Consider the following 18,106-nt stretch of genomic DNA (forward strand, 5'->3'; position numbering starts at 1 on the left):
CATGCAATTTTGATTGCGGTTTTGCATCCGCGCGCCATGGGTGGGGACCACAAAAGGCGACGCAGCGAAAGAGACTCTATTTTTTAGCGCCGATTGGAGTGAATTTTTACTACTTTGCAACCCGAACGGCAAACGTGCGCGACGGGTCGCGCGTTTTAACGAAGTTTTGAGATGTATCTGCCACGCGGCAGCGGGATACGGGTATGCCCTGGTGCGCACCGTGAGGTTCGCTGCAGCTTTCGAGGATGCCCAGCGGGGCTGTCGTAGCGCCGCCGGTTCGGCATCAATATCCCGTCCACACGGCGAGCGCCAGCGCGCCGCCGGACAGCACGAGCAACACCACGAACAACGGCAGAATGAAGCGGATCCACTGGCCGAAGCCGACACGAGCGGTCGCGAGATAGGCCAGCAGCATCCCGGAAGTCGGCGTCACCATGTTGGTCAAGCCGCCGCCCAGGACGAAGGCGAGCACCGAGGTCTGGCCGCTCACGCCCGACAGCTGCGCGATCGGTCCGATGATCGGCATGCTGACCGCCGCTTTGCCCGACACCGAGGGAATGAACACGTCGAGCACCATCTGCACGGCCATCAATCCATTCGCCACCCACACCGCCGACTGGCCGCGCGCGAGACGCGTGAAATGTTCGATCAGCGTGTCGAGTACCAGGCTGTTCTGCAGGATCAGTTCGACGGATGCCGCGAGTCCGATCAGCAAGCCCGCCAGAATCATCCCTTTCATACCGTCGACGAATGCGTCAGCGGCGCTGCGCGAGTCCAGCCGGCCTACGGCGGCCGTCACGATGCTGATGAACACATAGAACGCCGACAACTCCACGTTGCCCCAATGCAGCTCACGCGTGCCGATCACCAGCATCGCGGCGGCTATCGTCAGCACGATCAGTGTCGCCTTGTGGCGCCCCGACAGCTTCGCGTGCGGCTGTTCGTCGAGGCTGGCGCGCGCTGCGGCCAGCCGGTAGCCGCTCCGGCGCACATGGGCCAGCAGATACAGGATGCCGAGCGTCAGGAATACGACGAACACGCCAATGCGCATCGCGATGCCGCTAAAGAGCGGTACGCCGACGATCGGTTGCGCGACCGCGAGCGACAGCGGATTGGTCACGGAAGCGATATAGCCGACCTTCGCCGCAATCGCCACGAGACCAACGGCGAACAGGTTCGACAAGCCGAGCCGGCGCGCGAGCACCATCACCATCGGAATAATGACGAGGTATTCGGAGATGAAGCCGAGCAGCGTGCTGCCGAGACCGATGATCAGCATCAGCAGTGGCGCGAGCACATAGACGTTGCCGGCGGTGAGTTGCAGCAGCCGGTCGATTCCGGCATCGACCACGCCGGTCTTGCGCATCACGCCGAACATCCCGCCGACGAACATCACCATGAAAATCAGCGGCGCGTTCTTGATCAGCCCATTGGGCACGGCGACGAACGCCGACACCAGACTCGCCGGCGCGGCATGCTCAGGCGTGCTTTTGCTGACACCCGGCGCGACCAGCGTGGCGAGGCTATGGCTCTTCGGCACGACCTGATAAGTGCCCGGCACCACCAGCTTGTCGTGGCGCTCGAAGCGGCCGGCGTCGATCAGATAGGTCATCGCCACGGCGGCGAGAACGACCCAGATCATCATCACCACCGGATGCAGCATTTTGCCGTGGGGCTTCTTTTCGTCGCTGCCTGGGCGGCTGCCGTGCGGATGGTCGTCGTCGGCGGCTGGGGCCGCGGGTGGAGCGAGCGTGGTCATGTGCGAGTTCCTGTCATGCGATTCGAGGCGCGCGGAGTGACGAGCGGCGTATCGGCGCTCGGCGGTTGAGCGCGGCGGGCGGAATGTGCCCACCGGCGCCGAGGCGCGCTCACGCGGGTTGCGGGGTCGACTGCGGCGCGGTGTAGCCGAGTTCAGCGGAAACGATGCGGCTGCACGCCTGCAAACGTTCGAGGTAGTCGGGAATCTCGATCCGGCTGATACGCATTTCCGGTCCCGATACGCTGAGCGCGGCCACGGTGGCGCCGCTCATGTCGCGCACTGGCACCGAGACCGCTACCGCACCGGCGGTCACCTCGCCCACGCTGACGGCGTAGCCTTTGCGCGCGATCGCCTCGAGTTCGTCGACGAGCTTCATCAGATCCGGCGCCTGCGGCAGCTTCTTCAAACGCGCGAAGTATTCGGTCTTGACCGCATCGGGTGCGAACGCGAGCAGGATCTTGCCGGACGCGCCCGAGTTGAGCGGCCGACGATTGCCGACCGCGCCGATCGTGCGCATTTCATGCGTCGTCTCGCAACGCGCGACGCATACCGTTTCCAGTCCTTCACGCACACGCAGCACGACGTTCTCATTGATCGCCTGGTTGAGCACGAGCATGTGCTTTTGTGCGGAGCGGACGAGCGTATTCTGCTGCGCGGCCGCGACGCCGATCACGAATGCCTGCGGACCGAGCGCGTAGGTCGAGGCGCGCGTGTCCTGCACGACGAAGCGATGCAATTCCAGCGTGCACAGCATCCGGTAGGCGCGCGATTTGTTGATGCCGAGCTGATTGGCGAGTTCAGTAACGCCAAGGCCAGGATGTTCAGCAACGTGGCTCAAAAGCTTGAGTGCGCTGTCCACGGAATCGACGATGTAGTTCACGGTTGTTCCTTCACTGCGAGGGATGCGGCGCGGCAAGTTGGGCGCGCACGTAGTCGGCGAGCGCGGCGACAAAGGCGTCGAGATTGCGTTTGAGCGCGTCGAAACCCGCGTGTTTGACGAACGCGGCTTCGTCCATATAAAGCCCGCGATTCAATTCGATCTGGATGCTGTGCCGGCGCCGTGCCGGATCGCTGACGGCGACGAGCAGATCGCCACCCTGATATGGCTCGTTGACCTGCACGCGATAGCCGGCACCGCTGAAATAGTCCGCCACCCATTGCGTGAAAGCTGGGTCGGCGGTGGTGCCGAGGCGATCGCTGATCACGAAATCCGGGCGCGCAGCGCCTGCGTCGACATTCATCTCGTTGCCGCGTGATTTCATCGAATGGCAGTCCACGTGCCACAACGCGCCGTGCTGCGCGTAAGCGCGCTCGGCCGCGTTCTTCAACGTCGCGCGATAGGGGCGGTAGTACGAGTCGATCCGGTACTGCACTTCGGCCACCGACAGCTTGCGCGCATACATCGGCACGTTCGGCAGCGCGTCGCGCCGGATCAGGCCCATGCCGCGCAGCGTGTATTTCTCCGGCGACAGCGGCTCGGGCCACGGCTCGGCGAGCAATTGCTCGTCGATGTCGGTGATCGCGCGATTCGGGTCGATGTAGGCACGCGGGAAATGCGCGCCGAGCAACACGCCGCCTTGCTCGGGCACGGCGGCCCACAGTTCGTCGACGAATGCGTCCCACGAACTGCGAATGGCGGCGACTGGCGCGGCGGTGCCGAAGTCGGCCGGCAATGCGATGCCGCTGTGCGGCGAGTCGAACAGGATCGGCAGCCGTTCCCCCGCAGGTTCGGCGACGAAGAACGGTGCATCGGCAGGGGCGGCAAAAGTGTTGCTAGCGGGCGTCAAAACAAATTCCTTTCGGGCGGCTGACGCGCGATAAATGGCGTCGTTGCCGGGTTGAGCGTCCTTGGTGTTTTAATAAATAAAACGGCATATCAATATTTAACGCTGAACGGAATGGCAGGTCAAGTCACTCGCTAAAAGCCTTGCTATCCGGTCGCTTCATTTTCGAAGCCTTGATGGACAGGGTTTCCCGGCGTGTTAATCAGTAAAACCCCCAGCGTCACGGCTTCCGGTCAATGCGGGCAAACCAGAATTTTTCCTGAGTCTTGACCAGAGGATTTTGCATTTCGAATAATAAACAAACCAATGTTTTATTCAATAAAACAAACGCGCAAGCTGAAAGATCAGAGATCGCGCGGCTTCGGCGCACCGGCTCATACACTCACGACAAGGGAAACGCAGCATGAACAGGAAAGGTTTAGGGATGGCGCTTGCGGGCGCGGGGCTGGGCGCGGTGTTGTGCGGCAACGCGGCGGCGCAGTCGAGCGTGACGCTGTATGGCATCGTCGATTCCGGCATTACCTACACGAGCAACCAGAAGGGCAGTTCGACCTGGCAGGCGACCGGCGGCAGCGAGCAGGGCACGCGCTGGGGCATGGTGGGTACGGAGGATCTGGGCGGCGGCACCAGCGCGATTTTCAAACTCGAGAACGGCTTTAACATCGAAACCGGCACGGCCAGCGCGAACGGCCGCATATTTGGGCGCCAGGCCTGGGTGGGATTGTCGAACCAGCGCTGGGGGAGCTTCACCATGGGGCGCCAGTACAACGCGGCGCAGGATTCACTCGCGCCGTTGCAGATTGGTGCGAGCATCTCGCTCACGCAATACGCGCTGCATCCGTTCGATACCGACGATCTGAACAACTCGTTTCGAACCGACAACTCGGTGAAATACGTCACACCTAACCTGGCCGGATTCCAGGGCAACGCCATGTACGGTTTCTCCAACGCGACCAACTTCGCGCAGAACCGCACCTGGAGCGTTGGCGGTACCTATGCGCAAGGGCCGTTGCACCTCGGCGTTGCCTACGTGGTCCTCGATAATCCGGCGCTCGACACAACCGGCGCGATTCCGTCGGACAACTATTACACCTTCCTGAAGGGCATTACGAAGCAGCAGATCTGGGGCGCGGCAGGCACTTACGACCTCGGCAACGCGACCTTCGGCCTGCTCTACACCACGTCGCTATTCAATCTGCAGACGGGCGCGTCGCAGCGCTTCAACAATTACGAAGGCAGCTTCCGTTACCGCTTCACGCCGGCGCTGGCCTTTGCGATCGGCGAGACGTACACGCAGGTTCATACGACGCACAGTGGAAATCCGAGCCTGCATTACCTGCAGACCAGCGCGGGCCTGCAGTACTTCCTGTCCAAGCGCACCGATGTGTATGTGAACGCGATCTACCAGCGCTCGTCGTCGAATGCCGTGGCGGCGATCGAGGGGATTAGCAACCCGTCGAGCACCGACACGCAAGTGGTGGGCGTGGTGGGGATTCGCCACAAGTTCTGAGCGCGCGAGGGCGGCGCGTGTCCTCAGCGATTCGCACGCTCGAACTGGCTGCGCGGTCTATGGCGTCGGCGCTTTGGCGACGGTCGCGGCGGGCGGCGGGTCAAGGGGGACGACTTCGTCGAAATGCGAATAGTCGATATGACTCACGCCGTTTTCTTCGCGCATGATGTCGACGTAGCGATGTTGCCAGCGGATCCGATCGCAGCTCCAGAGGTGGCGCGCCTGCATGGTCTGCGAAGTCGATTCATCGACCCCTTCGATCGTGATCAGCAGCGATGCGTCGCTTGCCTTGAGTGTTTCGGCGGTTTCGCCGAAGAGCGGGCTGGCTTCGTCGATGACATGCATCAGGCTCCAGCCGAGCTTGAACACCGGGTGTTGGTCGCGCACCAGGGTGAGATCGTAGAGCTTGCGCAGCGTAAAGCCTTCAGTGGTGGTTTCCAGCCGCATGATTCGCAGCTTTGCGCGTGCTTCGGCGATGACATTCTGACGGGCGTTCGCGGCACGCACCACCAGCGTCATGCGGCCTTCGAGCGGCCGCACGATCGCGTAGCGGGCGAACATGATCTTGGCGTGCGGCAGTGAAAAGCGCGCGAAGATGAGCCCGGTTGCCAACGCGATGCTGGACATGCCGATAAAAATTTCCAGCGTCGCGATCCAGTGCGCGTAGACGGTTTGCGGATGCATGTCGCCGTAGCCGACCGTGGCGAGTGTTTCGACGCTGAAGAAAAACGCGCCGCTGAAGCCCGGCGGAAACTGGTTGGCGATCGGCGCGGTGCCGAGCATGTAGAGCGTGGCGAACGTGGTGTTGAGCAGCAGGAACAGAATGCCGAGCGACACAAAGAACACGGGCCACCGCACCATCAGTGCGCGGTGATAGAGGTCTTGCCAGACCGGCACCGGCAGGCCGTGGGCGATGACGACGCGATCGTCCAGGCGCATTTCGCGGCTGCCGCGCGGACGCCGTTTCGACGCACGGGTTTCCGCGTCGCCGATGCTGGAAAAACCGTCTGACGGTTCAGTGGCCATCGCGTATCCGTGGGGATGAAAACGCGCAAAGCGTAGCATGCCGGCTGGCGCGCGGAAGTCGATTTTCAGCGTGCCGCGCGGGGGGCAAAAGCGGCGCCTGCACGGCGCGCGCGGTGCTTTGGACGAGCGTCTTTGGGAGGCGGGTGCGGCGCGCTCGCCTGACGCGCGTGTACCGATGAAAGGCGCTTGCCTGGGGCTTACGGAAAGGCCTTTGGCTTTGGAATGCCGGCGCCGTGTTCGATGTCGTCGATTGCTTGTTGATGCGCGGCGGCGACTGCCTCGGCTTCGTCGGCATAGCCGTTATCGCCGCCGATGGTGGTCCAGGGTTTGACCGCTTTTTCACGCTGCCGGATTTCGTATTCCGCGTCCCAGCGTGCGCCGTTCAGTTCGAGTGGGCGGACGTGAATCGAGTACACGCCGTAGAGGAAGAGCTGTTCGGTCATGATCGCCTCCAGCCGGTGGGTTCATGGTGGGCGCAGTGCGGTGGGCGCGGCGCCAGGCTGCCTAGAGTTCGATTTCGCCGAGGATGCGGTGGGCGAGGGCTTTGGCTTCCTCGAATGCTTCCTCTGGCGTGGATGAGGTGGTGTCTACTTCATAGACCGTGGTTTCCGGGTCGGCGGTTGCGTCGCCTTCATCGCGGGAGAGGGTTACCACGCCCTGGAATTGGTCTTTTTCTACTTCGCGGACCGATGCGGTGGCTGTGTAGATGCCTTTCGTGTAGGTGATGTCCTCCATGATTTGGCTCCTTCCCGGGGGGTGGTTTTTTTTATCGTAGCACGATGGGGAAGGTTTGGTTTTTTGCCTTTGGCGGCGGCATTTCGTTGTGCCTGCGGCGTTGGCCTTTCCTTGTTTGCTTGTTGGTCTGTTCGCCTAGGGCGTTGGCCTTTCCTTGCATTCTTATTGGTCTATTGGCGTCGCCCCTGTGCGGGGCAGGCACCTACTTTTCTTTGCCGGCCGCAAAGAAAAGTAGGCAAAAGAAAGCGGCTCAAACCGCCAACATTTAAGTGGGTCCCCTGGCTTGGAGGGGCTGGTGGTCCGATTAACGGATCACGCCGCGGTCAATCACCGCCAGTGACACAGCCGTCATCCGCTCCCACTCCGCACTGCGTGCGTCGCGGACGGGTCCACCAGGGAAACCGGGCGCTTTGGTTGCGCGTGAGCGGGGGCCATCGGCTTCGCCTCGGGCGAGGCGCCGAAAACACCAATTGGTTTTGTGAAGTACCGCCCCGGCGCGCGCAGCGCCGCCGGAAGCATGACGGCCTGGTCACTCAGGCAGGCAGGTGCGCAGACTCAATCTCTACGGAGCCACGATCCCCTCCGAGCCAGGGGGCCCGCTTAAGAATTGGCGGTTGGAGCCGCTTTCTTTTGCCTACTTTTCTTTGCGGCCGGCAAAGAAAAGTAGGTGCCCCCCCGCACAGGGGGAACGCTAATAAACCAACAAGAACAGAAACAACCACCGCCGTAGGCATACAGCAATAATGCCGCCGCCAAAGGCAAAAAAGGAACCTACAACAAAGCCACGACTTCATCCAAAGAAGGCGCATGCGCCCCAGCATGCCGACAAGCCGCCGCGCCAGCGGCCAAAGCAAACGCCAGATGCTCTGACCACCCCCTCTGCGGAGCAGTCATCAAACTAAACAGCAAGCCCCCAATAGAAGCATCCCCAGCACCAACGGTGTCCACCACCTCAACCCGAGGCGGCCGAGCCTCAACTACCATGGCGCCATCGATCAGCATCGCGGATTCAGGCCCGCGGGTCACCATGACAGTCGCTTCAGGATTCATAGCCTGCAATTGCGCCAGCGCGCCAACCTCATCGTCAGTCTTGAACAGCAGCCGCAAATCCTCATCCGATACCTTGATCAGATCCGCCAGCGCAGCCATCTTCCGTAAGGTCGGCTCGTACCCGTGTTCCATCAGATTCCGGTAGTTCGGATCAAAACTGATCTTCACACCGCGCGAACGCAATTGAGCGGCCAACGCCGCAAGCGTGTTGCCCAACGGCTGACGCACAAGACTGATACAACCAAAATGCGCCCACTTCACCTGGTCGATCCAGCCCGCCGGCAAGCGCGCCGGATCGAACGCGAGATCAGCCCCGTTCTCACCCATGAAAAAATACGCAGGCGGATGCGTCTGGTGAACGATCGCCAGCAACGGCGGACGCTCCACACGCTGCATGAAGCGCATGTCGAGACCCGCGGCCACGCTCGCGCTCCAGATCTCGTCGGAAAAGTTATCGACGCCCAGCGAGCCGGCGCACGCGGTCGGCAATCCAAGCCGCGCCACGCAGCGCGCGACGTTCCAGCCGGCGCCGCCCGGGCGCGAAAGCCATTGCGATGCGCCAGTCCGCACAAGGTCGGTGAGGATGTCGCCGGCGGAGATGAAAAGGGGGAATTCAGTGTTCGCGCTCATGATGTTCACTCCACGGATTCAGACGCAGCAGCCGCGCCGGAAGGCAGCGCGTGCGCCAGCACTTCGTAGCACGCGCCCATCGTGTGATAGTCGGTCTTGCCGGCCGGACTCTTTTCGTCGCTGTACTTGCGGTTGTCACACGTGAGAATGCGATACCACGCGCCATATTTGTGATCGACGAAATGGGCCCAGCTGTAACGCCAGATCTCGTCGTACCAATCCCAGAAGCGCTCGTTGCCTGTGCGCTCGCCGAGCAACGCGGCAGTGGCGAACGTTTCAGCCTGCACCCAGAAATACTTGTCGTGGTCGCACACAGTACCGTCAGGGCCAAAGCCGTAGTACAGGCCGCCGTGGTCTTCGTCCCACGCGTGGGTCATGGCGGCGTCGAATAGCTCGATCGCGCGTGGCAGCAGCCACGGCAACGGGCGGAAGCGCTCGAGGATCAGCAGCAGCTTCGCCCACTCGGTCTGGTGACCCGGCTGGAAACCCCACGGGCGGAAAATGTTCGAACTGTCTTCTTCGTTGTAGTGCCAGTCAACCGACCAGTCGGCGTGAAAATGCTCCCAGACGAGGTCTTGCGACAGCTTGGCCTGACGCAGCGTGATGTTCGATGCCACCCGCTCCGCGCGATCGAGATAGACGAGGTGGCCAGTCGCCTCATGTGCGGCGAGCAGCGCCTCGGTGGTATGCATGTTCGCGTTCTGGCCGCGATACGAACTGACGCGCCAGTCGGGCGTTGCTTCGTCGGCATAGAGACCGGCGGCGGCGTCCCAGAAGCGATGCTCCATCAACTCGAAGGTCGCGCCGATCATCGGCTTCGCTTCTTCGATGCCGGCCATCGCCGCGTGCGAATACGCAAGCAGCACGAACGCGAGGCCGTAGCAGTGGCGCGTTGCGTCGAGCGTGCGCTTCCTGCCGTCGCGCCACTCGAGTTCCCAGTCGTAGCCCTGATGCTGTGCATCCCAGTGTGCTTCACGCAGGAACTGCAAGCCATGGCGCGCGTACTCGAGATGCTGCGGATCGCCGAACTCGCGGTACGCCATCGCGTAGTTGAAGACGTAGCGGCAACTGCTCACCAGATGCCGCGTGGTCCTGTCGTAGACCGAACCGTCGTCGCGGAAGAAATGGAAGAAGCCGCCGCTCGGATCGAACACGTTCGGCGCGTAAAAGCGCAAGGTGTCCTGCACATGCGAAAGCAGAAATTCGCGGCTGCGGAAGCTGTCGACAGGCGGCACCGCGGCGGCAGCGCCGTTGGAGGGGTGAAGCGGATCGGATTGCGTCATGGCGTTTTCACCAAAGTACTGGCACGGGCAATGAGATGGACGGGCAAGCGGACTTCGAGTTCGGTAGGTGCGTCTTCAAGTAGCAGCTCGACGCCGCGCCGGCCGAGCGCTTCCTTGTCGACTGAAATGGTCGACAGCGGCGGCGTGGCATGGGCGGCGGCGGGAATGTCGTCGAAGCCGATGATCGCGATGTCTTCGGGCACGCGCAGGCCGCGCGCAAGGCACGCGCGCAGCGCGGCGAGCGCGGCGGCGTCGTTGTAGGCAAATACCGCGTCGAGGCGCGGACCGGGCGCGTCGAGCAACTGATGCATCGCACGGGCGGCGCCGCTATCGGGGTCGAGGCCGGCGTCGATGGTGACTTCCAGCGAGGGATCGAACAGCAGACCCGCCTCGAAGAACGCGCGCCGGTAGCCAAGCGCGCGCTGCGCGATGCTGAAGTGCGCGAGCGACCCGCCAATGAACGCGATCCGCTTGCGCTTCTGCTCGAACAGATGTCGCATGGCAAGCGTGGCGCCCGCGGCGTTGTCGAGATTCACCGAGCGCAGGCCGGGCGCCCACAGGTCGATCAGCACGAGCGGGCGCTGCATGGCAACGAGCATGGTGAGCGTCTCGGGCTCGACGAAGCCGGCGATCGCCACCGCATCCGGGGCATGCAGACGCATCTGCTGGATCACGTCTTCAGTCGGGCCCGCCGTCAGCACGGAAGGCACGATGCCCCGTTCGCGGCAGGCGTCTTCCACGCCGTGCAGCACATGCGAAAAGAACGGGCTGACCGCGAAGTTGTTGTGCTGACGGTGCAACAGAAAGGTGAGGCGGCGGATGCGTGGGCGCAACTGGCCGGCGTCATAGCCGAGCCGCCGCGCGGCTTCCACAACGCGAACGCGGGTGGCCTCGGAAAGGCCAGGCTGGTTCTTCAATGCACGAGAGACGGTGCCAATCGACACGCTGGCCGCGCGGGCGACGTCCCGGATGGTTGTGGCCATCGAATGAAGCGGCCGCAGTCACGCAACCGACGGTGTTTGAGTTCGGGCGATTGTATAGTAAAACCGGACCAAAACAGCCCAGCAGCGGCGCGATCAACACCCGGAAATACCCGTATATGTTGACGTTGGCCCGAAATATGCTGTTTAGTAAAAAATGCTAAACAGGGTCGTAATCTGGCCGTCGTGCCCGCTGGCTAGTCGAATGCGACGTGCGCCGTTTCGGCTGGAATCACTTCGGCTTGAGCCATTTCGGCTTGTCCGCGCAGCAGCGCAACGCTTTCGTCCGCGTCGATCAATGTGAAGCCACTGACCTCGTGCTTCGCGCGCCGCTTTGCCAGCGCCGCGACGGACGCAATTTCGTCGCTGCCATACAGCGACGGGCCGCCGTCCGACTCCACGCGCACGCAGCCGATCGCCATCGTCACGAAGCCGAAAAAGGTCGGATTGCCGCGCCGGTCTTCTCCGTGGATGCCGCCAGTCAGCCGGTCGGCCGGCGCATAAAACCGCTGGGCGCCCTCGTTGAACACGTGGATCGCACGTAGCACGCGCTCCTGCCAGTCGTCGCTCTGGAACAGGATCAGAAAGTCGTCGCCGCCGACGTGGCCCAGAAAGTCGCGGGTCGGGTCGCATACGTCGGCGAGCACGGCGGCGGCGAATTTCAACACCTCGTCGCCTTGCCAGTAGCCGTACTGGTCGTTGAAGGGCTTGAAATGATTCAGGTCGACGTAACAGGCGTAAAAGCCGGCGTTGTTGCCGAGCAGGCGGGCAATGTGCGAACTGATCGGAATGTTGCCCGGCAGGAAGGTCAGCGGGTTCGCGTAGCGCGCGGCCTCGATGCGCACCTCGGTTACCGCGCGCACGAGGTTCTCGCCGGTGCCGAGGCCGGCGTACTTGCCGTTGTCGGTGATCACGAAGCCATCGGCGAGATAGCGCTGGTCATCGCTCGCGAGGAGCTTGGCCATCTGCTCGACGGTCATCGATTTTTCGATGATCACCGGCGATGCGTTTGCAAACAGCAGGCATGGTCGCTTGCCGAACAGCTCGCGATGGTACGGCAGCGCGTAGCGGTCCATGAAACTGCGCCGGTTGATCAGCGCGACCGGCTCGTGATGTTCGACCACCGCCACCGCGTGCAGATCGGGCAGGCGGTTGAACAGTTCGAGCACGTCGTTGTTGGTCGCGTGACGCGGCAGCGCGGGCGCATGCACCAGCATTTTCGCGGACGCCATGCCGCCCGACGGCGAAGCACTGCTCACCGTGCGGGTCGTCTCCGGAAACACGGCGATGTGGCCGGCGCGCAGGGCGTCACGGGCGTCGTCGGCGACGCGCCGCGCCGGCTGGGCGTTCGGCCGGCCGAAGAAATAGCCTTGCCCGCAGCCGATCCCCATGTCGCGCACCACGATCAGATCGGCTTCGTTCTCGATACCTTCGGCCACCAGCCGCGCGCCGCTGGCGTTGGCGAAGTGCTGCATCGCGCGCACGGCTTCGAACTTGAGCGGATCGCTGGCGATGTCGTGGATGAAGAAGCGGTCGATCTTCACCACATCCGGCTGCAGCCGTACCCACAGATTCATGCTGGCATTCGCGGTGCCGTAATCGTCGAGCGCGAATTGGGCGCCGACCGTGCGCAACGCCGTAATCACCGGCAGGAAGTTGCCGACGTCCGGAATCGTGCTTTGTTCGGTCAACTCGATCACGATCCGTTGCGCGTCGACGCCGCAATGGCGCAGCAACGCGAGCGTCTCGCGAGGTGCTTCGGCCAGCTGGCGGATCGCGCCCGCACTGAAATTGAGGAACAGCTTGCCGTCGACGTTCAGCCTCGCAAACGCCTCGATGCAGGTGCGCGCCGCGGCGCGTTCGAGCGCGATCGTGCAGCCCTCGGCGAGCGCCTGCGAGAACAGGGCGAACGGCGCTTCGAGCGGCGTGCCGGCCGGGCCGCGGATCAGGCCTTCGTAGCCCAGGATCGCGCCGTCTTCGAAATCGATGATCGGCTGAAACACGGCGGACAGATTACGCCGGGCGATCAACTCCTCGATGCGCGGCGCAGCGGATTGGGAGGGCGAGTGGAGTTGCATGGCAGGTAGGCGTAGCGATCGACCTTCGGCTTATCGGCGCGGCCTGTGCAGGATTAAGTGAACTTTTAGTGAATCGTTGCACCGGGTTGGTGCTAGTCAGCGCGTCCAGGAATCCTCCTATGCCATCCGGCCGAGGCGACAGCAGCGGCTTTTCCGCGTGAAATAACAAAAAAGCCGCACGAGGCGGCTTTCTTCACATGACGCTCAGGGAGGGCGCTTATGAATGTCCTGTTTGCATTACGTGCGTATTCAATGGCGCGCGACAGCGGCGGCGGCCTGCTCGCGAGAGGCAGCCCGGGTTTCGCCGCTCATGTCGCGCGCACCCCAGCGCTGCGCGAGCGCGGCGCACACCATCAGCTGGATCTGGTGGAACAGCATCAGCGGCAACACCACGGCGCCCACCGCATGCGAGGCGAAAATGACCTTGGCCATCGGCACGCCGGCGGCCAGGCTCTTCTTCGAGCCGCAGAAAATGATCGTGATCTGGTCGGCGCGATTAAAGCCGAGCCGCTTGCTGGCGAAAATCGTCACGGCCAGCGCGAGCGCGAGCAGCACCACATTGATCAGCAGCAGGCCACCGAGGGCGGACAACGGAATCTGATGCCACAGGCCTTCGTTCACGGCCTCGCTGAACGCGCCGTACACCACCAGCAGGATCGAACCCTGGTCGACGAACTTCAACACGCCGCGATTGCGCTCGATCCACTTGCCGATCAGCGGACGCAACAACTGGCCGGCCACGAACGGCACCAGCAGTTGCAGCACGATGTTGCCCACCGTATGCCACGGCGAACTGCCGCCCGCTGCCTGATTGGTGACGACGAGGCTGACGAGAGCGGGGGTGATGAAGATACCGAGCAGGCTCGAGGCCGACGCACTGCAGACCGCGGCCGGCACATTGCCTTTAGCAATGGACGTGAACGCAATCGACGACTGAACCGTGGATGGCAACGTGCAGAGGAAGAGGATCCCCGCATAGAGCGCCGGCGTGACAAGTGGCGAAAGGAGCGGTTTAAGCGCGAGGCCGAGCAGCGGAAAGAGCGCAAACGTGCTGAGCAGCACTACCAGATGCAGGCGCCAGTGCGTCGCGCCCGCAATAATCGCTTCGCGTGACAGTTTCGCGCCGTGCAGGAAAAACAGCAGGCCGACCGCAATGTTCGTCACCCAGTTGAACCCGACTGCGGCCGGCCCGTGCACCGGCAGAAAGCTGGCGAGAATCACGGTGCCGACGAGGCACAAGGTGAAGTTGTCGGGAAGCAGTTTCGGGCGAGCCATATCGGAATCTCGATTCGGTGGTGCGGGAAGAACCAGGGCGCGCGTAAGGGCGCATACCGCAGCCTATGGGAAACGCCTATTGTTGGTGAAAAGCGATTGAAAATGCAAATTCATTTACCGAATCGATTAATGAGCGTCCTGCATCAACTCGCGGCCCGGCGCCATTGAACAGCGCAAAGCGTCGTCAATTCCAGTATTGGCGAGGACCCCTGAATGGTCCACTGCCGATTTGACAATCGAGGCAAAAAACCGGCTGCGATTCTTCATACTTCAGAGCGCCTCCAGGGCGGTCAAAATGCCGCTTCAACAAGCTGTTTCAAGGCTTTCGCGCAAGCGCTCTGTCGCGGAAAAACGTCGCAGTAACAAGGTGTTACAACAGCCGTGGTGGCCTAACACTTTTTGGCTCGACACCCTCTGCGCGCGCCCATAAATTACTGCACAAAGGCCATCGGGATGCTCCGCGCCGCGATCCATTCGCAGCGCTCGCGCCGGTCCCAGAACAAGTCCATCGCGGCTCGAACGGTGGGCTTCAGGCAGGTCTTCGGGCATGTGAGTCAACGGGTGGACGGGTTGTCGAAAACGAAGCACTTGGTTTTGGGCGCGATCATCGCTGCGCTGTGCTCGTTCGTCTATGCAAAAGTGCCGGGCGTGTCGCACGGCGGTGCGTACGCGCACGCTGCCGGCGACCATGCCATGCGCGGCGATCCCCACAGCGGCCCCCGTTATTACAGCGTCGCCGACGTTGGCGTGCCGCGCAACAACACAACCAACGGCAATTCAGGCGCGCGGCGCGGCGGGGCGAACTTCGCCGCCGGTGATTACGTCAACGGCTTCGGCAGGTACAACGCAGGTGTGCGGCGCGTCGCCGGGCCGGCCGGATATCCGGGCGACGGCCGTGGCGGCATGCAGTATGCCGGTGCGATCACGCCAGTGAGCGCCGAGTCACGCGCGGTGCCGCGTCCACCGGCCAACGCACCAGTTCGCTCAGGCTCGATTCGCGCGGATGTCGCCCGGTACAACGAAGAGCGCGGTTCAACCCGCGCCATGCAGCGCCAAGGCGACGATCCGCGTCAACCCGAAGGTTCGCCCTACCGCAATTAGGCGAAGCCTCGCCTGGCCCTGTCATTGGCCAATTCATTCCGCATTAACCTGATGCGGATAAATCGCGAGCCAAACCTCGCACTTTGCCCGCTCCAATCCGCTTCCACATTCCGCCAGCTCGGATATTCCAGCTTTCAAACTGGTTAGCTGCGGCTTTTCCCATCTGCGCGCTCCAAAAAGCCTCTGTCAATGTGACGTTTCGACGCCACACTTTTTTGAAAACACTCGGCAGCCAGCCACGTCTCGTCGTCAAATTTGGTCGTTTCCGCGGCGGCGCGTCATCCGCATGTCATTTCAACCGTCATCACCCAGTCGGACGCAATCTCAGTAACGCTTTGCGGCGCGTCGCGCATTCTGCGGCGATGCGATGTCGAGGTGTCGCATCGTGGCTTTATCAGGCCGTTAAGCGACAAAACTAACCAGACCGATATACCGGCAATAACCAACGATATTTTTGTCCATAAAAATGGTCCGCAAAGATGGTCCCGCCCAGATTGGCTCGATGATCGAACGGACAACAACAATGTTTAGCGCGAGCTCCCCCTTTCGCACAGCCACACCCCTTTTGACAAAGACAGGAGAACCCATGAAAACAAGCATCAGCCGTGCGCTGAAGACCTCCCTTAAGGCCACTGCGTGCGCCGCTGTGCTGGCCAGCGCATCGTCGGCTTTTGCGCAATCGAGCGTGCAGCTCTACGGTCAGGTCGACGAATGGGTCGGCGCGCAGAAATTTCCGGACGGCAAGACCTCGGTGCAGGTGTCCGGCGGCGGCATGTCGACGTCGTACTGGGGTATGAAGGGGGCTGAGGATCTGGGCAACGGCTACAAGGCGATCTTCACGTTGGAAGGCTTCTTCCGTGCGCAGAACGGTCAGTTTGGCCGCTTCCAGGGCGACACGATGTTCTCGCGTAACGCGTACGTCGGTATCGAATCACCGTACGGCACGGTCACGGCAGGCCGTCTGACGACGCCGCTGTTCGTGTCGACGATCCTGTTCAACCCGTTCATCGACTCGTACGTGTTCTCGCCGATGGTGACTCACGTGTACCTCGGGCTCGGCACGTTCCCGACGTACTCGACGGATCAGGGCGTGACAGGCGATTCGGGCTGGAACAACGCGGTGTCGTATTCTTCGCCGAACTTCAACGGCCTGTCCGCGACGGCGATGTACGCGCTCGGCAACACGACGGAAAACGGCGCGAAGAAGTGGAGCGGCCAGGTGCTGTACTTCAACGGCCCGTTCGCAGCGACCGCTGTGTACCAGTACGTGAACTTCAACAACACGCCCGGCGATCTGGGCAGCTTCAGCACGTCGGGTGTGCCGGGTCTGAAAAGCCAGAGCGTGGCGCAGGCCGGCGTTTCGTACGACCTGAAGTATGTGAAGTTCTTCGGCCAGTACATGTACACGTACAACGACCAGCAAATCACCAGCTGGCACGTCAATACGGCGCAGGGCGGCGTGTCGGTGCCGGCCGGCCCGGGCACAGTCATGGCGTCGTACGCCTACTCACGTGACGGCGGCGGCTTCGACCAGACCCGTCAGACGGCTGCTGTCGGCTACGACTATCCGTTGTCCAAGCGCACCGACATCTACGCGGCGTATATGTACGACCACATCACCAATCAGTCGAGCGGCAACACGTACGGCGTCGGCCTGCGCGCGAAGTTCTAGGCGCCGAGACTCCCGCCACCGCCTGCCTGCAGGCGGCGCGCGGCTCTGGAACGAGCACCACCCGCAAAGCCCGCCTTCTCCGAAAGAAGGCGGGCTTTGTCGCTTCTAACGGCGCCATCCAACCGATTTTGCTGACCAGCCTTTGATAAACCCGGCAAAATGACGTCGATTGATTCCTGAAGCGAGCGATTGAGATGGATACCCTCGTCAGCATGAAAGTGTTCCGGCATGTGGTCGAAGTCGGGAGCTTTGTCGGCGCGGCCGAGCGCATGGAGATGTCGGCGGCAATGGCGAGCAAGCATGTGATGCATCTCGAACAGCAACTCGGCGCGCGTCTGCTGAACCGCACCACGCGGCGCGTTGCACCGACCGAGGCGGGGCGCGAATACTACGAGCGCCTCTCGCAGGTGCTGACCGAGCTGGAAGAAGCCGAGCAGGCGGTCGGCGCGGCGAGCGTCGTGCCGCAGGGCCGCTTGCGGGTGTCGTCGCTCTCGGCGTTCGGCCTGAGCCACGTGATGGCCGCGGTGGCTGACTATGCCGCGCAGTATCCGCAGGTCATCGTCGACATGACGCTGTCCGACCGCGTCGTCGAACTGATCGACGAAGGTTTCGACGTCGCGATCCGCGCCTCGCCGAGCGGACTGAAATCGTCCTCGCTGATTGCGCGGCAGATCGCTACCGCCCATCTGGTGCTGTGCGCATCGCCTGAGTACCTGCGCCGGCATGGCACACCGAAGAGCGTCGCCGAACTGGCGCGCCACAATTATCTGCAGTATGCGGGCGTGTCCGCGCTCGAGCTTGCGGCCGGCGACGCCACGCCGCGCGTGCGCCTGTCCGGCAATCTGATCGTCAATCATCTGGAAGCGCAGCGCGTGATCGTGCTGCAAGGCGCGGGTATCGCGATGCTCGGCACCGAGGTGATCGGCGAGGATCTGGCCGCGGGGCGCCTGGTGCCGTTGCTGGTCGACGAGGTGCCGCCGCGCGAGTTGCCGATCCATGTGGTCTACGCGAGCCGCCGGCATTTGTCGGCCAAGGTGCGTTCGTTTGTCGATTTTCTCGCCGAGCGCTTCGCGAACGAGTCGCTGTGGCCGTCGCTCGAACAGATCAAGGCACTGGCAGTGCGGCAGCCAGCTCAGAAGCGGGCGGGTTAAGCCCGGCGCGGCGCCGGAGGCCGTTTCGCTATACTTGATTGGCAGCACTTATACGCATATCGATCCGGGGGA

General features: G+C 62.6%; 15 protein-coding genes. 4 read left to right on the forward strand and 11 right to left on the reverse strand.

The window, feature by feature from the left end:
• Positions 1-283 precede the first annotated feature (283 nt).
• The 3 genes from PQR27_RS00890 to PQR27_RS00900 all read right to left on the reverse strand — a co-directional run bounded on the left by PQR27_RS00890 (position 284) and on the right by PQR27_RS00900 (position 3,546).
• On the reverse strand, positions 284-1,759 hold the full coding sequence (locus PQR27_RS00890) for a YfcC family protein (protein ID WP_408521855.1): 1,476 nt from the start codon (positions 1,757-1,759) through the stop codon (positions 284-286).
• Between the two features lie 109 nt (positions 1,760-1,868).
• A complete protein-coding gene (locus PQR27_RS00895; RefSeq protein WP_408521856.1) occupies positions 1,869-2,639 on the reverse strand; it encodes an IclR family transcriptional regulator in 771 nt (256 codons plus the stop codon).
• A 10-nt stretch (positions 2,640-2,649) separates the two neighbouring features.
• Positions 2,650-3,546: an N-formylglutamate amidohydrolase gene (locus PQR27_RS00900; RefSeq protein WP_408521857.1), complete on the reverse strand. Its 897-nt coding sequence runs from the start codon at positions 3,544-3,546 to the stop codon at positions 2,650-2,652.
• A gap of 400 nt (positions 3,547-3,946) precedes the next feature.
• Here PQR27_RS00900 and PQR27_RS00905 point away from each other — a divergent pair, with 400 nt between their 5' ends.
• The gene (locus PQR27_RS00905) at positions 3,947-5,053 is read left to right on the forward strand and encodes a porin (protein WP_408521858.1); all 1,107 of its coding nucleotides are present in this window, start codon (positions 3,947-3,949) and stop codon (positions 5,051-5,053) included.
• 57 nt (positions 5,054-5,110) lie between these two features.
• Here PQR27_RS00905 and PQR27_RS00910 read toward each other — a convergent pair whose 3' ends face one another.
• The 8 genes from PQR27_RS00910 to PQR27_RS00945 form a co-directional block, all read right to left on the reverse strand.
• Entirely contained in the window at positions 5,111-6,079 is a 969-nt protein-coding gene (locus tag PQR27_RS00910; RefSeq protein ID WP_408521859.1) for an ion channel, read from the reverse strand.
• 197 nt (positions 6,080-6,276) lie between these two features.
• Complete coding sequence (locus tag PQR27_RS00915) at positions 6,277-6,522, reverse strand: hypothetical protein (RefSeq protein ID WP_408521860.1); 246 nt, start codon at positions 6,520-6,522, stop codon at positions 6,277-6,279.
• Positions 6,523-6,583: 61 nt separating this feature from the next.
• Positions 6,584-6,814: a hypothetical protein gene (locus tag PQR27_RS00920; protein WP_408521861.1), complete on the reverse strand. Its 231-nt coding sequence runs from the start codon at positions 6,812-6,814 to the stop codon at positions 6,584-6,586.
• 771 nt (positions 6,815-7,585) lie between these two features.
• Positions 7,586-8,494, reverse strand: a complete 909-nt coding sequence (locus PQR27_RS00925) for a carbohydrate kinase family protein (RefSeq protein WP_408521862.1) — start codon at positions 8,492-8,494, stop codon at positions 7,586-7,588.
• A 5-nt stretch (positions 8,495-8,499) separates the two neighbouring features.
• Complete coding sequence (locus tag PQR27_RS00930; protein ID WP_408521863.1) at positions 8,500-9,777, reverse strand: AGE family epimerase/isomerase; 1,278 nt, start codon at positions 9,775-9,777, stop codon at positions 8,500-8,502.
• Positions 9,774-10,760: a LacI family DNA-binding transcriptional regulator gene (locus tag PQR27_RS00935; protein ID WP_408521864.1), complete on the reverse strand. Its 987-nt coding sequence runs from the start codon at positions 10,758-10,760 to the stop codon at positions 9,774-9,776. Before PQR27_RS00935 ends, PQR27_RS00930 begins: the two co-directional genes overlap by 4 nt.
• A 194-nt stretch (positions 10,761-10,954) precedes the next feature.
• On the reverse strand, positions 10,955-12,835 hold the full coding sequence (locus PQR27_RS00940) for an EAL domain-containing protein (RefSeq protein WP_408521865.1): 1,881 nt from the start codon (positions 12,833-12,835) through the stop codon (positions 10,955-10,957).
• Between the two features lie 249 nt (positions 12,836-13,084).
• Complete coding sequence (locus PQR27_RS00945; RefSeq protein WP_408521866.1) at positions 13,085-14,110, reverse strand: bile acid:sodium symporter family protein; 1,026 nt, start codon at positions 14,108-14,110, stop codon at positions 13,085-13,087.
• 561 nt (positions 14,111-14,671) lie between these two features.
• Here PQR27_RS00945 and PQR27_RS00950 point away from each other — a divergent pair.
• The 3 genes from PQR27_RS00950 (at position 14,672) to PQR27_RS00960 (ending at position 18,034) form a co-directional block, all read left to right on the forward strand.
• The gene (locus PQR27_RS00950) at positions 14,672-15,211 is read left to right on the forward strand and encodes a hypothetical protein (RefSeq protein ID WP_408525371.1); all 540 of its coding nucleotides are present in this window, start codon (positions 14,672-14,674) and stop codon (positions 15,209-15,211) included.
• 586 nt (positions 15,212-15,797) lie between these two features.
• Complete coding sequence (locus tag PQR27_RS00955) at positions 15,798-16,883, forward strand: porin (protein ID WP_408521867.1); 1,086 nt, start codon at positions 15,798-15,800, stop codon at positions 16,881-16,883.
• Between the two features lie 194 nt (positions 16,884-17,077).
• A complete protein-coding gene (locus tag PQR27_RS00960; protein ID WP_408521868.1) occupies positions 17,078-18,034 on the forward strand; it encodes a LysR family transcriptional regulator in 957 nt (318 codons plus the stop codon).
• The last annotated feature ends 72 nt before the right edge of the window (positions 18,035-18,106 follow it).

Origin of the sequence: Paraburkholderia fungorum, from assembly GCF_046027215.1 — a bacterium.
GTDB classification, from domain to species: domain Bacteria; phylum Pseudomonadota; class Gammaproteobacteria; order Burkholderiales; family Burkholderiaceae; genus Paraburkholderia; species Paraburkholderia fungorum_D.